The organism is Sphingomonas edaphi (assembly GCF_003583725.1).
GTDB lineage: Bacteria > Pseudomonadota > Alphaproteobacteria > Sphingomonadales > Sphingomonadaceae > Sphingomicrobium > Sphingomicrobium edaphi.
The window spans coordinates 36,624-50,867 of sequence record NZ_QXTF01000001.1; the positions used below are offsets into that span (position 1 = coordinate 36,624).

Genomic DNA, 14,244 nt, shown 5'->3' on the forward strand with positions numbered 1-14,244 from the left:
GGGGCGGCACGCAATAGCAGCGGCAATGCCTGTCCTGGTCCGCCATCCCGACACGCCGCCCGGCGCTATCGACTGGGTTGAGGCGGAACTCGTTCGGACCGATGACGGTGCCACGGCTACTTTTCGCGCTCGTGGCGACCCGGACAGGCTGGTGGTCCCCCCGCCGGCTGCGCCCGTCCATACCGACGGATTGTGGAAGACGACCTGCTTCGAGCTTTTCGTGACCGCAGGCGAAGGCGGCTACCAAGAGTATAATTTCGCACCGTCGGGCGCCTGGGCCGCTTATGATTTCGATGGATATCGTGACGGCATGCGCCCAGCGAACGTCGGCGTCACTGTTGAGACGCAGCGCGAAGCAAACGGCCTGACGTTGCGCGCTAAAATCAAGGGCGATCTTCCCTTGCCCGCGAATGTTGGCCTGACCGCTGTCATCGAAGAAACGGATGGCCAACTGCGCTACTGGGCGACAGGGTTTGCGCCGGGAAAGCCCGATTTTCATGCCGCCGCAGTGCGGTCACTGTTGTTTGATGGAGTGAGTGCGGAATGAAACTTGGTATTGAGCGGCTGCTGTCGGACCCGACGCTTCGAGCGCCGCTGGAAGGCAAGCGCGTCGCGCTAGTCGCGCATCCGGCCTCGGTAACCCGCGACCTCACGCACAGCCTCGATGCCTTGGGTTCATTCAAAGAAATCCGGCTTAGTGCCGCGTTCGGCCCTCAACATGGCCTGCGAGGCGACAAGCAGGACAACATGATCGAGAGCCCGGATTTCATCGATCCAGTTCATGAAATTCCCGTATTCAGCCTGTATGGCGAGGTTCGCCGTCCGACCGGCCAGATGACGTCGACCTTCGACGTCGTACTAATCGATCTCCAGGACCTGGGTTGCCGAATTTACACGTTCATCACGACGCTCCTCTACATGCTCGAGGCGGCAGCCGAGCATGGGAAGACGGTGTGGGTGCTGGACCGGCCCAATCCGGCAGGTCGGCCGGTCGAAGGCCTGACGCTGCGTGAGGGCTGGGAGAGTTTTGTAGGGGCTGGCCCTATCCCGATGCGCCACGGCCTGACCCTTGGCGAGCTTGGGCACTGGTTCATCGACCACTTCAAGCTCGACGTCGACTATCGGGTCATCGAGATGGAAGGGTATAGGCCAGATGATGGCCCGGGGTTCGGATGGCCAACCGATCGCATCTGGGTAAATCCGTCACCCAATGCGCCCAACCTCAACATGGCCCGCTGCTATGCTGGGACCGTGATGCTTGAGGGAGCGACGCTCAGCGAAGGGCGGGGGACTACACGCCCGCTCGAGTTATTTGGTGCTCCCGACATCGACGCTCGTGCTGTCATTTCGGTGATGCGGGAAACCGCCCCACAATGGCTGGATGGATGCATCATGCGTGACATCTGGTTCGAGCCGACCTTCCACAAGCATGTCGGCCAGCTCTGCAGCGGTGTCCATATTCATGCGGAGGGCGATACCTATGGCCATGATGCTTTCAAGCCCTGGAGGCTGCAGGCGCTGGCTTTCAAGGCAATCCGCAAGCTGTTCCCAGATTATGATTTGTGGAGGGATTTCCCGTATGAATATGCCTTCGGGAAGCTTCCGATCGACGTGATCAACGGCTCGCCGCTGTTACGCGAATGGGTCGATGATGAGGGAGCGCAAGCTGGCGATCTCGACAAGGTGACGGTGCCTGACGAGCAGGCGTGGATCAGCCAACGAGCGCCATTTCTGCTTTACTGACCTTCCTTGGCGCCAGCCCGAATTCCTCGAGACTGTAACGGTGCCCCAGGTGGTTGCGCGAGGACTGCAGCCAGCGCTCCATTTTATGAACGAGGGCAGGGGGCAAATCGCGTTCGAGGAAGGCATAAATTCGCTCCATTTCCCCGAGCCAGCCGCGATTCATCCTCTCATAATCGACATGAATGACGGGAACGTCCGGTCGATTGGATAGGAAGTCTTCCAGCAATGTCTGTCGCAGCCTGGTTTTGCGCAGCCATTCCTGGCCAACCCAGTGTTTGTCGACTGAGTTCGACTGGATCCGCATGTGGTTCCAGACAAGCGAGGCCGAGGAAGCCACGACCTCATCGGTGTCGCGGCCAAGTACGATCAACTTTGCGCCCGGATAGGTCTGCAGGATGGCGGGAAGGTCCTCGCAGAACTGCGGTAGCTTGAAGATATGGCTTTTGGCGGGGTTTTCGCCCCGCGCCGAGCGGTTAATTCGCACGAGCCGGTCAAAGTCGCGGTATAGGCCCGACTTGTCGGCGCTTTCCCACCAACGCGAAAAGCTGGGGATTTGCCATTGTGCCTCGAACTGAGCGGGGCCGAAGCCATAGGCTAGAAATCCAAACTCTTCGTCGGGGGCTTGAGGGTAGGTGGGGTGAATTCTCAGTGTCTCAGGGTTGAGCAGCTTGATGGCAGTAAGGACCGTGTGGGCGCGAACGTGGCGGCCAGGCGATGGAAAGGGGGTCAGGGTTTCAAACGCTTTGGTGTGTGCGAACCGATGGTCAAAGGAGAGAAGCCGCTGCACTCTTGTCGTGCCGGATCGCATCTGCCCGACGATGATGATCGGCGGCGGCATAGGTGCTTGGGCGGCTTGTGGTGTTTCAGCCAGTAGCCGCGACGCTGCAATTCGCGCTCTCAGCAAGTGAACGATCTGGCTATGTGCCATCGTCCGGCCAAGGGGATTTAGGTCTGCCTCCTCGTGCAGCGCAGCGACCAGCCGGTGGAAGGGCTCTCGCCAGCTTCCGTCACTTCCGAATGCCGATCGATCCCGCTTCCCACGGGCAGCGCTTTCCAGTGCAGCGGCATCGATCAATGGCTCGGTCAGAATGCCAGCCTTCCAGGCCGCCGAAAGATAGCGGTTGGCGCGCTCAACGTTCGGTAGGCGGTCGCTCAACGCTTCCGGCTCAGCTCGCGCATCGCGTCTTCCAGCCCGTCGACGGTCAATGGGTACATGCGCTCGTTCATCAGGCGCTTCAGGATCGCCGTCGAGGCGGAGTGTCCCCAATAGGCTTCCGGCGTCGGGTTAATCCACGCCGCCGATGCATAGGCGTCGGTCAGCCGCTTTAACCAAACGGCGCCTGCCTCCTCGTTGAAATGCTCAATTGAACCACCGGCATGAGTGATTTCGTACGGGCTCATTGCGGCGTCGCCGACGATAACCAGCTTATGATCACGGCCAAATTTGTGGATGACATCCAGCGTGGGAGTCTTCTCCACGTGACGACGGCGGTTGTCCTTCCACACACCTTCGTAGATGCAATTGTGGAAGTAAAAGTGTTCAAGGTGCTTGAACTCTGACCGACAGGCCGAAAACAGCTCCTCGGCAACCTTTACATGGCCATCCATCGATCCGCCGATGTCGAGAAACAGCAGCAGTTTCACCGCATTGTGGCGTTCCGGGCGCATGTGCACGTCTAGCCAGCCACGCCGCGCCGTTCCGTCTATCGTACCATCCAAGTCGAGCTCGTCTGCCGCGCCTTCGCGCGCAAAGCGTCGCAGACGGCGCAGGGCCACCTTGATGTTGCGCGTGCCGAGCTCCTGGTTTCCGTCGAGATCCTTGAACTCGCGCTTTTCCCAGACCTTGATTGCGCGGCCGTGCCGCCCGGGACCGCCAATCCGTATACCTTCAGGATTGTAACCGCCGTGACCAAAGGGAGAGGTGCCGCCAGTTCCGATCCACTTGTTGCCGCCCTGGTGGCGACCTTCCTGCTCCGCCAAGCGCTGCTTCAACGCCTCCATGATCTCGTCCCAGCTGCCCAGGGATTTGATCGCCTCCATCTGCTCCGGCGTCAGGTAAAGCTCGGCGACGGCCTTTAACCATTCTTCGGGGATCTCGGCCCGGACATCCTCACCTTGGGCGACAATCCCTTTGAACACCTGCGCGAAAATCCGGTCGAAACGGTCAAGCTGGCTTTCGTCGTGAACAAAGGTGGCGCGGGCGAGATAATAAAATTCCTCGGGATCCCAGCCAACCACATCGGCGTCCAACGCTTCAAGGAGAAGGAGATGCTCCTTCAGCGAAGCGGGAATGCCTCCGCGGCGCAATGCTTCGACGAAACCGATGAACATGCCACTGCCATAACGCGGCTCGGGCCGCGGCGCCATGCGGGGCCGTGGTTAACCCGCCCTTAGGGAATGACGGCTAAGCCAATCTCCAACTCGCTTGTGGGGAATTGCGACCGATGGCCACGCTTGGCATTGAAGAAATCACCGAAAACGCGATCCGTGCCGTTGCGCGCGATTGCGGCTCGCTCTCTATCGAGTGCAGCGACGTTGCCGGCTACGTCGAAGGGGTAGCGGAACGCATCAACGAGCATATGAAAATGCTCGACGGACTCGAAGAGGTGACAACACGGCTCCTCAGCGACCAGGCGCGGGTCAGCGATTCCACCGACGAAGCGCGCCTCCTTTCCGAACAAGCCAAAGCCAAGCTAGAGGCAGGCCGCGAGGCCATCGAAGGCACGATTGCAGGGTTCAAGGGATTGACCGAGCTGGTTGTTCAGCTTGGCGAGCGCATGGCCGGCTTTGCGACGGCCATGAACCAGGTGCAGACCGTCTCCTCCACGATCGAAACCATCGCACGCAAAACCAACATGCTCGCGCTTAATGCCACCATCGAGGCTGCTCGTGCAGGCGATGCCGGCCGCAGCTTCGCAGTGGTTGCAGCCGAGGTGAAGAAGCTCGCGCACGACACGCGCGCAGCGACAAGCCAGATTGCTTCCACGATCGGCGAACTCACTCGTGAAGCAGGCGCGGTGACATCAGAGATCAAGACGGGTGTCGATCGTAGCCGTGCAGCCCAGGCCGGCTTTGGTCAGATCAGCGACACGGTCCGCGAAGTTACCGAGATTGTGTCGATGGTTGACCGCCAGACCGAGGGCATCGCGCATTCCACCAGCCTGATCCAGACGAGCGTCGATAGGGTGAAGGCTGGCTTGAGTGATTTCGCGGGCGATGCCCGTGAGAATGGCGGTCAGCTCATCAAGGCACATAAGCGCCTGAGCCACCTCGAAATGCTGTCGAACAATATGCTCGATACGCTGGCAAATTCGGGCGCCGAAATCGACGACACGCCGATGATCTTGCTTGCTCAGGATGCAATGCGTGCGATCATGACGTCGGTAGAGCAGGGCATCGATCGCGGCGAGATCACGCTGGAGGCGGTGCTAGACCGAAATTATGTGCTCGTTGAAGGCACCAATCCGCCGCAGTACAACAACGGCTTCGCGGACTTTGCCGACATCTACGTCCGGCCGCTTCTGGATCGCTACAAGGCGCGCGATCCGCGGATTATCGGATCGGCAATCACCAACCTCGACGGTTACCTGCCGACGCACCTTAGCGAGCGTTGCCACAAGCCTGGCCCGGATCCCGTCTGGAACGACGAACATTGTCGTAACCGCCGGATTTTCATGGACGAGACAACCCGGAAAGCGTGCGAAAGCGACAAGCCCGCGATGCTCGCAACCTACCGCATGGAGCTCGGCGATAAGTATTTCCCGGTGAAGAACGTCTTCGTGCCGCTGTCCTTCAAGGGCCGCCGATGGGGCAATTTCGAGTTGGCTTACCGGGACGAATAGCCGCCTGCAGGCGGTCCGGGGGACCGCCGAAGCCGGCTACCAAGCTGCCGGCTGTCCGGGAGGACTGCCAAAGTCGGCGATGAACCTGCAGCCAGCCTTTGATTAGTCGAAACCGGCTATCGGGTCGCAGCCTTGGCCATTGCCTGTTCAAGGTCGTCGATGAGATCCTGCGGATCTTCAAGCCCGACATTGAGGCGTACCAACAGCGGGCCAGTCTCGGGCGTTGGCCTCCGGAGGCCGTGATAGGTCATGACGAGGCTGTTCGCGCCGCCCCAGCTGTAGCCGATCTTGAAGAGCTCGAGCGCTTCGACGAACCGGACGACCTGATCGCGATTCCAGCGCCCGAAGATGATCGAGAACAGGCTCGCCGAGCCTGACCAGTCGCGCTTCCAAAGGTCGTGCCCGGGACAATCTCGATGCGCCGGGTGCAGCACGGCGGATACGGCATCCTGAGTGGCAAGCCAGTCCGCTACAGTGCGAGCGGACTCACCCAAGTGTCGAAGTCGAAGGTCAAATGTCTTCAGTCCGCGAAGGACGAGCGAGCAATCATCGGGCGACACGGACATGCCGAGCTGGTCCGCGGCACGCTTCACTCGGCGGCTCGCGTCTTCGCCCTGGGTAGAAACCGAGCCCATCAACAGATCGCTGTGGCCGCCCTGATATTTGGTCAGCGCCTGGACGCTCACATCGACGCCGGCTGCGAAGGCGTCAAACAGCACGCCGGCGCCGTAGGTATTGTCGATGGCTACCGGGACTTTGCGTGCCTTGGCAGCGGCGCAGATTGCCGCAACGTCCTGGAATTCCATCGTGATGGAGCCGGGGCTTTCGCACCAGATTAGCTGAGTGTCTTCGCGGATCAGGTTGGCGATCTCGCTGCCGGCCATCGGATCGTAAATCTCGGTTTCGATCCCTAAATCCTTTAGCAGCCCGTCCGCCAGTTCACGGGTGGGCCCGTACGCGCTGGCTGGAACGAGGAGGTGGCCGCCCGATTTGCAGAAGGCCAGTAACGCTAATGAGACGGCCGCTAGACCGCTGGGAGCCAGGATGGTCTGGTCCGCCCCCTCGATAGCCGCGATACGTAGAGCAAGTTCGCGCGCTGTCGGGGTGCCGTATATTCCGTACCGATACTGATCCTCAGTTGGACGGTCGACCGCAGACATCGAGGGAAAGACCGTCGTCGATCCGCGATAGGTCGGGACCGCGAGCGAGGAAAAATCGCCCGATGCGTAATCGGTCGGATGGATCAGCCGCGTGGCCCGGCGCTTTTCTTTATCGCGCCCGGTCATGTGTCAGGCCTTTCGGCGCGCCATGAACGCCAGCCGCTCGAACAGCATGACGTCCTGCTCGTTCTTTAGGAGCGCGCCGTGCAGAGGAGGGATCGCCTTTGTGGGATCGCGTTCCTGCAGCGTTTCGAGCGGCATATCCTCGTGCAGCAGCAACTTCAGCCAGTCGAGCAGTTCGCTGGTGGAGGGCTTCTTCTTGATGCCAGGAACGTCGCGGACCTCGTAGAACATGTCGAGCGCACGGCTGACCAGCATCTTCTGGATGCCGGGAAAATGCACTTCAACGATCTGGGCCATCGTGTCGCGGTCAGGAAAACGAATATAATGAAAGAAGCAGCGGCGCAGGAACGCGTCCGGCAATTCTTTCTCGTTGTTCGACGTAATAACGACCACGGGCCGGTCTACGGCTTTTACTGTCTCGCCAGTCTCGTAGACATGAAACTCCATGCGATCGAGCTCCTGGAGGAGGTCGTTCGGAAATTCGATGTCCGCCTTGTCGATCTCGTCGATCAGAAGGACAGGCAATTGGGGAGACGTGAAGGCCTCCCACAACTTCCCGCGTTTGATGTAGTTCGAAATCTCGTGGACGCGCGGATCGCCGAGTTGACCGTCCCGAAGGCGAGCGACGGCGTCATATTCGTAGAGGCCCTGGACGGCGCGCGTGGTCGACTTGATGTGCCATTCAATCAGCGGCGCGCCGAGCGCGGCCGCGATCTCGTGGGCAAGTACGGTTTTCCCCGTCCCTGGTTCTCCCTTGACGAGCAAAGGGCGCCGCAACTGGACGGCGGCATTGACGGCAACCTTGAGATCATCGGTTGCGACATATTCGGGGGTGCCTTCGAAACGCATAGCCTTGCCCTATGAGGCGGCGCGTCGCGGGGCAAGTGGGGGGTGGAAGCGCCTAGTCGATCCGCGCGGCGGCGCGGGCCTCGAGCAGGTCAAACAGGCCGCGGTTCTGGAGCAGTAGTTGCTCGCCGCCAAAGGCAAGTGCGCGTTCACTGGCCATGCCATCCGTGCCATCGGAGACGACGCGGATGATCGAATCCTCATCGGGCAGGACCATCGCCGGCCGTTGCATACCCATGCGATCGGCCGCCCTGTCGAGCAATGCGCGAATTGAGGGCCAATCGCTCATCAAGGCGGTTGCAGCACCCAGCGCGCAACCGCGACGTTCCGACTTGGCCAGCGTTTCGATGGCATGTCGCTGCGCGACGAGGGCGGCCTCTGTTTCAGATGCTCCAGGAGTCGAGGGAAGGGGGCCGACTGCTGCGGTCAAACGCACGAGATAAAGGCGTTCGCGCTCATAGGCGTCCGATGCTTCGCGAAGCCAGTCGCGAACGGGACCGGCCGGGCAGTTATGAAGGGCGAGCTCGATCAAGCCGGGGTGGCGGCCATAAACTGAGCAAAACAGATGAACGGCATCCGCGAGGTCGCGCGCTGAATTAGGACCGTTCGCCGATAGAAGGGTCAAGCGATAGGCATGCTCGGCAGAGCCCTGGTTCGCGACGCGCGCCAGTTGCGCTTCGGCAGCGGTGATCGCCGAGCGGTCTACTGCCTGATTGATCGCCATTTCCGGGAATCTCCTGTCCTTCTTTTCGGTTTCTGCGAGAACCGTAAGGCCAGCTTCTAACCCAAGGGCGTAAAGACGGGGTTTAGACGAGCTTCATATTTTGGTGAGTGAAGTTAAATTCTGGCTCGAAACGGGACAATTTGGGCCGCTGGGGTGGGGAAAATTCCCGGCGGCCCATTTTTTTTCACACTCAGGCGGCGAGCGCGACCGTATCTTCCGTTTCGCTGGTTTCCGTTATGACCGGAGGGACGTTCAGCTGAGCCGGCGCCGCTTCGCTCGTATCCGGCGAGAACCAGCGAGTAGCAGCAACGATCAGTCCCAAGCCCAGATATGTGCCTACGACGCCCAGCGGGAACCAGTAAAACAGGCTGGCAAAGGCGAGGCGCAGCCAGTTGGGGTGAAAGCCGAAGTCCTGGCCGATTGCCTCACACACGCCGAGGATGGTGTCGTTGCGGAGGACGAGATTGGTCTTTGCGGTCGGCATTGTCGGTTCCCTGTGATGCTGCGGCGCTCCTGCCGCTCCTGGGGAAACCAAGAGCAAGTGCTGTGCCAGTTTCGTAAAATCCCGTCAGTTCAATGAGTTGAACACTGGCTGGAGCATCAAGGAACAGCTAGTTGGGAAAATAGCCCACCAGCAAGTGGGGAATATCGCCAACGTGGCGAGCGCGACTATCCAAAGCTGGGGGGTGGGGAGCGCAAATCGATGGCAACGCTCCCCGGGGACTGAGCGACTCAACATAAGCTTTTGATTGAGCCAAACCAGTTATCGAAAGTTGGGGCTGCCAATCAGCGGGCCGGGCTGTGCGGAGCGCCGGCTTTGGGATAGAAGCAACGATTGTGGGGAGAGGGCTTCAACATCCGTCGGGGCGGGTAATCGCGCTAGGCCGCCTGTTACTCGCTACATCCTATCTCGTCGTCATTCTCATCGATTTAAGCCAGCCGGCCCACGCTCCGGCAGCGACCTATGGTTTAATCAGCCTCTATGTCGCGGCAGCATGTGTCCTGGTTGTTGCCACCTGGAAGAACTGGTGGCTGGACGCGCGGCTTGCAGGTCCGGCCCACGCATTCGACATTCTGGTGTTCACAGCGCTGGTCGTCCTGACGCAAGGATATACGAGTCCATATTTCACCTTCTTCATGTTCCTTTTGCTCTCCGCCGCGATCCGATGGGGATGGCGCGAAACGGCGCTTACCGCGATCCTCGTGACCCTTCTCGGGCTGACGTCTGGCATCGCAAATGTCACGGACAATGACCCAATAGAATTGCAGCGAAGCGTGATCCGGACAGTCCACCTGGTCATTCTGTCGCTCATTCTGATGTGGTTCGGCATCAATCAGTGGTCTCGCCGCCTTGCCGGTTGGGACGACCAGCAACTGGCTGACCCGTCGCTGGACCTATCGCCAGTCGATTCCGCACTCGAAGCAGCGATGTTAACTGTCCAAGCTAGCCGCGGACGATTCATATGGAACGAAGAAGGCGAGCCCAGCATCCTGGCTCGGCACGATCAGCCAGCCGTTCCTTCGAAAACGGTGCAGATAGATTCGCCTCCCATCTCGGTGACCACGCCGTTCCTCTATGATTTACGCAAAGATCGCGCGCTTAGTCGGGATGAAGAGAGAAGCCTGCATCTCGTTGATCCCGCCGACATCGTTAAGCTCGCGAAAGCGGCGCACCTCGGATTGTCCGAAGGGATGGCGATCCCGGTCTCCGCGGGGAGTGGCAACGGCACTATTTTTCTGGAGGGTATTCCCAACCTGTCAGTGGACGACCTCGATCTTGGCGAGCAAATTTCCCTGCGAGTTGCAGCTCACTTTCAGCGACACGCCTTGCTCGTTGCAGCACAGGAAAGCGCTGAGTCCCGTTCAAGGCTCGCGATTGCCCGCGATCTTCACGACAGTGTTGTACAGTTTTTAGCGGGCGCCGGCTTCAGACTTGAAGCGATGACCCGCTCTTTGTCTGCAGGCAGAGACATCGGCGGCGACCTGAGTGAGCTCAAGCAATTGATGCTCCAGGAACAAAACGAACTAAGGAGCTTCATCACCGCCCTGCGCGGCGCCTCCGAAGTTTCGTCTACCGACCTCGCGAAAGACATCAAGGGCCTCGCAACTAGGCTTGCACGACACTGGGGCATCGCGCTCGAGGTGTCGGCGCAGCACCGGAATGTCATGATCCCCGCACGTCTTTATCTCGATCTGCAGCAGATTGTGCGGGAGGCAGTTGCCAATGCGGTCCGCCACGCCGACACCAAGTCCATGTCCATCGAATTGAGCGCGGAACGTTCGCAGCTGCGCGTTGGCCTGACCAACGATGGGAAGCCATATCCAAAGCGCGGCGATTATGTTGAGTTGCCCCAGTCGCTGCGGGAGCGTGTCATTGCAGCGGGCGGCGATCTCGATATTTCCCGGGGGATGGGCGTAACGCTCCTTTCGGTAACTTTGCCAATTGGAGCAAAGCGATGAACCGTGTTCTTCTTGCTGACGATCATCCGATGATCCGAACCGCACTAGAAGTGCTCCTGCGAAATACGGACTTCGAAATTGTCGGAGTTGCGACGACAGGCGAGGCGGCCTTGGCTCAGACCGCCGAATTGGCGCCCGATATCCTGTTGCTGGACCTGCAGATGCCAGGCGGAGATGGGATGTCAGTTCTTCGAAGGATCCAGGCGGACGGCCGGAACACACGCGTCATTCTCCTGACGGCAGCGATCGATGACGCGTCCCTGCTGGAAGCGCGAGCCCTCGAGGTTTGCGGTATCGTTCTGAAAAACTCCGACCCTGCCTATTTGCTCGATTGCCTCGATCATGTTCGTCATGGCCGGACATGGCTGGACCCCGAAATTGCAGACCGGGTCCAATCTTTCGCCTCGGACAAAGGGAAGGGCCGCCATTTGCAACTCACTCATCGCGAACTGCAGATCCTTGGCTTTGTCCGAGAAGGCCTGCGCAATCGCGAGATTGCAGAGCGGATTGGCGTCAAGGAAGGCACGATCAAGGCGTATCTTCACGGAGTGTTTGAAAAACTCGGCGTCACCAGCCGGACTGAGCTCGCAATTCGCGCCGACGAATTTCTATGAGGCAGGTGGCGGCTTCAGTCGGCCAGCGCTTTGCTGGAGCGGCTAGCCGAGCTGGCTCGGCTAAGGCTGCGATCGTATTATTCGAAGCGATCCTTAAGTTCCGTGAGTAGCGGATCATGGGTGAGATCGAGATATAGCGGCGTCACCGCGACATAGCCGTCCGCTACAACCTCAAGGTCCGTCTGGTGACCCGGCGTCTCAACCGTGGGTGCTAGGCCGAACCAATAATAGCGATATCCGCGAGGGTCCGTCCGCTCAATAATTCGCAGGCGACCGTAGTCCCGAATACCCTGCCGGCAAACCCGGATCCCCTTCACCTCTTCAGGCGGCAGGGCGGGGAAATTCACGTTGACCAACGTAGCGGGCGGCATAGGCGCATCGATCAGAGGTCGCAAAACCCTATTTGCCCATGCGTCCGCTGCGGCAAAGGGGACGGTGTCGCCCATTCCTTCGCGAGCATAAACTTGGCTGAGTGCAATCGACCTAACGCCGGCGAGTGCGCCTTCCATCGCCGCGGAAACTGTGCCCGAATAAGTGACGTCTTCCGCCAGGTTCGCACCGCGATTGACGCCTGACAGGATTAGGTCAGGCGGATTGTCCTTCATAATGTGCGCCAGCGCCATCATCACGGCGTCGGTCGGCGTCCCGCTAACCGAGTAGCGCCGATCGCCATGGCGGCGCATCCGGATGGGCCGGGAAAGGGTCAGTGAATGGCCGGCTCCCGACTGTTCTTCGGCAGGGGCAACCGCCCAGATGTCGTCTGAGAGCCTTGCGGCGATTGCCTCCAGTACGGCGAAACCCGGGGCATGAATTCCGTCATCATTCGTTACGAGAATGCGCATGGGGGAAAGCTATGCGATTTGCCGCTGCCCGCTACAACCACCTGCGTCCCTTCGGCAACAATCCTGAGTTAAATTAAGAATTGTTCGGTCAGTTCTTGTTAAGGGAGGCGGGCTTAATTATGAGCGCCATGGGGATACGGGCTGACCTGAGCTAAGTATCAGGAAAGTCCAGTGTATTTGCCTCCGGCCGTACCGGTGGCCCGGTCTCGGCAGCGGTAGGCGCTTGTGTCGGGGAGGGTTTGATGGCTACCGCTCTTGTAGACCTGTACGGAACTGGTTTCGAACAATTCGACCAAATCATCTTGCCTGAAGACTATCGGCCTTCAGAAGATGAAGAATTCATGTGCGCTCAGCAGCGGGCGTATTTCCTGCAGAAACTAAGAGACTGGAAAGAGTCTATCGTCGAGGAAAGCCGGGCGACGATGGCCCAGCTTCAGGTCGACTCTCTTCGCGAGCCGGATATCGCCGATCGGGCCTCGAGCGAAACGGATTGGTCGATTGAGCTTCGTACTCGCGACCGGCAGCGCAAGCTAATTTCCAAGATCGATGCTGCGATCCGCCGCCTTTATGATGGTGAATATGGCTATTGCGACGTGACCGGCGATCCTATCTCGCTTGCCCGTCTGGAGGCCCGCCCCATCGCAACGATGACGCTGGAAGCCCAGGAAAAGCACGAGCGGATCGAACGCGTTTCCCGCGACGACTGATCCGACATACCTTTGAAAAATGAAGAGGCCGGCCGCTCGATGGAGCTGCCGGCCTTTTTCGATGCGCCTCTAATGGCCGACCATCGCGTCCTTCAGTCTAAGTTTTTCCTTTTTCAATCGCGCCAACAAATCATCGTCGGGGTGAACTCTAGCCTCTTCGGCATCGATTTGCGCGTGGAGCGCGGCATGCTTGGATGAGATCGCCTCGACGTGGGCTTTGTCCATCGGTCAATTTCCTTTCGTTGGCTGACGCGTGACAGGAATGTGAATAAATCACGAAACGCGCCATTTGTCGCTATCGATCCGCTTCGGCTCGACGGATTCGCTAAGCGGCCCGTCGATGACGTTCTGGCCAGTGACGACAGTGCGGGCTTCCGGTAAGGCAAGACGATGAACGACGACGATCCGCTTGAAGTGCTGGCGATACTGAAGGCAGAGCACCGGCGGCTCGACAGCGAGATCGAGCTCGCCCGGGTCTCCAGCAACTGTGACCAGCTCGAACTGGCGCGAATGAAAAAGCGCAAGCTTGTGCTGAAGGACGAGATCCAGCAGCTGTCCGACCGCATCATTCCGGACATCATCGCCTGAGAAATTCGTCCCCACGCGGGACAGGCCTAACCGCCTCGTTGCCTTAAGCCCCCGTCCAGCGTTTCCTGTTTCTCTCCAAAATGGCAAATCGTGAGTGCAATGAGCGAATCAAACGACGAAGCTGCACCCGAAGCACGGATCACCCCACGGCTGATCGACGCTCTGTATACCGAGGCAATGCTTCTCGCCGACGAGGCGCGCGCCTATTTCGACGAGGAAGGCCGCGATGACCGGCAGACGCTTGAACCGTTTGCCCGAGTAGGGTTTGCCTGCGAGTCACTTAAAGTGACCACGCGGATCATGCACATCGTCGCGTGGCTGCTCACGCACCGCGCGGTCGAGACTGGGGAAATTCGCGCGGCCGACGGCCGACGGCCCGAGCGCCGCCTCGGCAATGCGGCCGATAGCGATCCCGCCGTGATCGAGCAGCTACCAGAATCTGCGCAGCGCTTGATCAATGCCAGCGCCGATCTTTACTCGCGGGTCAAGCGATTGGACGATGGCCAAATCCTGGAAGAGCCCGCGCAAAGCCCCGCCCGCGCCCTGATGGGTCGTCTCGAACGCGACTTGATCTGGAACCGCAACGGCTGACGGC

At 59.7% G+C, this 14,244-nt stretch carries 16 protein-coding genes; 8 read left to right on the forward strand and 8 right to left on the reverse strand.

Annotated features, from left to right (window positions below):
- The first annotated feature begins 25 nt into the window (after positions 1–25).
- A complete protein-coding gene (locus tag D3M59_RS00185) occupies positions 26–547 on the forward strand; it encodes a DOMON-like domain-containing protein (RefSeq protein ID WP_119530369.1) in 522 nt (173 codons plus the stop codon).
- The gene (locus D3M59_RS00190; protein ID WP_119530371.1) at positions 544–1,743 is read left to right on the forward strand and encodes an exo-beta-N-acetylmuramidase NamZ family protein; all 1,200 of its coding nucleotides are present in this window, start codon (positions 544–546) and stop codon (positions 1,741–1,743) included. The genes D3M59_RS00185 and D3M59_RS00190 overlap by 4 nt, the downstream gene beginning before the upstream one ends.
- Here the strand turns inward: D3M59_RS00190 and D3M59_RS00195 are convergent.
- Positions 1,712–2,899 (reverse strand): sulfotransferase family protein, encoded by a 1,188-nt coding sequence (locus tag D3M59_RS00195; RefSeq protein WP_119530373.1) that lies wholly within the window; start codon positions 2,897–2,899, stop codon positions 1,712–1,714. The genes D3M59_RS00190 and D3M59_RS00195 overlap by 32 nt on opposite strands.
- Positions 2,896–4,074: a vWA domain-containing protein gene (locus D3M59_RS00200; RefSeq protein ID WP_119532769.1), complete on the reverse strand. Its 1,179-nt coding sequence runs from the start codon at positions 4,072–4,074 to the stop codon at positions 2,896–2,898. Before D3M59_RS00200 ends, D3M59_RS00195 begins: the two co-directional genes overlap by 4 nt.
- 113 nt (positions 4,075–4,187) lie before the next feature.
- Between D3M59_RS00200 and D3M59_RS00205 the strand changes: the two genes are divergently transcribed.
- Positions 4,188–5,585: a methyl-accepting chemotaxis protein gene (locus tag D3M59_RS00205; RefSeq protein WP_119530375.1), complete on the forward strand. Its 1,398-nt coding sequence runs from the start codon at positions 4,188–4,190 to the stop codon at positions 5,583–5,585.
- Between the two features lie 116 nt (positions 5,586–5,701).
- Here the strand turns inward: D3M59_RS00205 and D3M59_RS00210 are convergent, their stop codons facing one another.
- The 4 genes from D3M59_RS00210 to D3M59_RS00225 form a co-directional block, all read right to left on the reverse strand.
- On the reverse strand, positions 5,702–6,871 hold the full coding sequence (locus tag D3M59_RS00210; RefSeq protein WP_119530377.1) for a cystathionine beta-lyase: 1,170 nt from the start codon (positions 6,869–6,871) through the stop codon (positions 5,702–5,704).
- A gap of 3 nt (positions 6,872–6,874) precedes the next feature.
- Positions 6,875–7,717: an AAA family ATPase gene (locus D3M59_RS00215; protein ID WP_119530379.1), complete on the reverse strand. Its 843-nt coding sequence runs from the start codon at positions 7,715–7,717 to the stop codon at positions 6,875–6,877.
- Between the two features lie 52 nt (positions 7,718–7,769).
- Positions 7,770–8,438 (reverse strand): DUF6975 family protein, encoded by a 669-nt coding sequence (locus D3M59_RS00220; RefSeq protein WP_119530381.1) that lies wholly within the window; start codon positions 8,436–8,438, stop codon positions 7,770–7,772.
- Positions 8,439–8,628: 190 nt separating this feature from the next.
- Positions 8,629–8,922 carry a PspC domain-containing protein gene (locus D3M59_RS00225; RefSeq protein ID WP_119530383.1) on the reverse strand — a complete coding sequence of 98 codons (294 nt, stop codon included), beginning with the start codon at positions 8,920–8,922 and terminating at the stop codon, positions 8,629–8,631.
- Positions 8,923–9,275: 353 nt separating this feature from the next.
- Between D3M59_RS00225 and D3M59_RS00230 the strand changes: the two genes are divergently transcribed.
- Positions 9,276–10,898: a sensor histidine kinase gene (locus D3M59_RS00230; protein WP_119530385.1), complete on the forward strand. Its 1,623-nt coding sequence runs from the start codon at positions 9,276–9,278 to the stop codon at positions 10,896–10,898.
- Entirely contained in the window at positions 10,895–11,512 is a 618-nt protein-coding gene (locus D3M59_RS00235; protein ID WP_119530387.1) for a response regulator, read from the forward strand. The genes D3M59_RS00230 and D3M59_RS00235 overlap by 4 nt, the downstream gene beginning before the upstream one ends.
- 77 nt (positions 11,513–11,589) lie before the next feature.
- Here D3M59_RS00235 and surE read toward each other — a convergent pair whose 3' ends face one another.
- Complete coding sequence (surE, locus tag D3M59_RS00240) at positions 11,590–12,354, reverse strand: 5'/3'-nucleotidase SurE (RefSeq protein WP_119530389.1); 765 nt, start codon at positions 12,352–12,354, stop codon at positions 11,590–11,592.
- Between the two features lie 242 nt (positions 12,355–12,596).
- Here surE and dksA point away from each other — a divergent pair, with 242 nt between their 5' ends.
- On the forward strand, positions 12,597–13,061 hold the full coding sequence (gene dksA / locus D3M59_RS00245; protein WP_119530391.1) for an RNA polymerase-binding protein DksA: 465 nt from the start codon (positions 12,597–12,599) through the stop codon (positions 13,059–13,061).
- 69 nt (positions 13,062–13,130) lie between these two features.
- On the opposite strand, the gene D3M59_RS00250 is transcribed toward dksA, so the two are convergent.
- Entirely contained in the window at positions 13,131–13,286 is a 156-nt protein-coding gene (locus D3M59_RS00250; RefSeq protein WP_119530393.1) for a YdcH family protein, read from the reverse strand.
- Between the two features lie 165 nt (positions 13,287–13,451).
- Here D3M59_RS00250 and D3M59_RS00255 point away from each other — a divergent pair, with 165 nt between their 5' ends.
- The gene (locus D3M59_RS00255; RefSeq protein WP_119530395.1) at positions 13,452–13,649 is read left to right on the forward strand and encodes a YdcH family protein; all 198 of its coding nucleotides are present in this window, start codon (positions 13,452–13,454) and stop codon (positions 13,647–13,649) included.
- Positions 13,650–13,748: 99 nt separating this feature from the next.
- Complete coding sequence (locus D3M59_RS00260) at positions 13,749–14,240, forward strand: DUF1465 family protein (RefSeq protein WP_119530397.1); 492 nt, start codon at positions 13,749–13,751, stop codon at positions 14,238–14,240.
- Positions 14,241–14,244 lie beyond the last annotated feature (4 nt).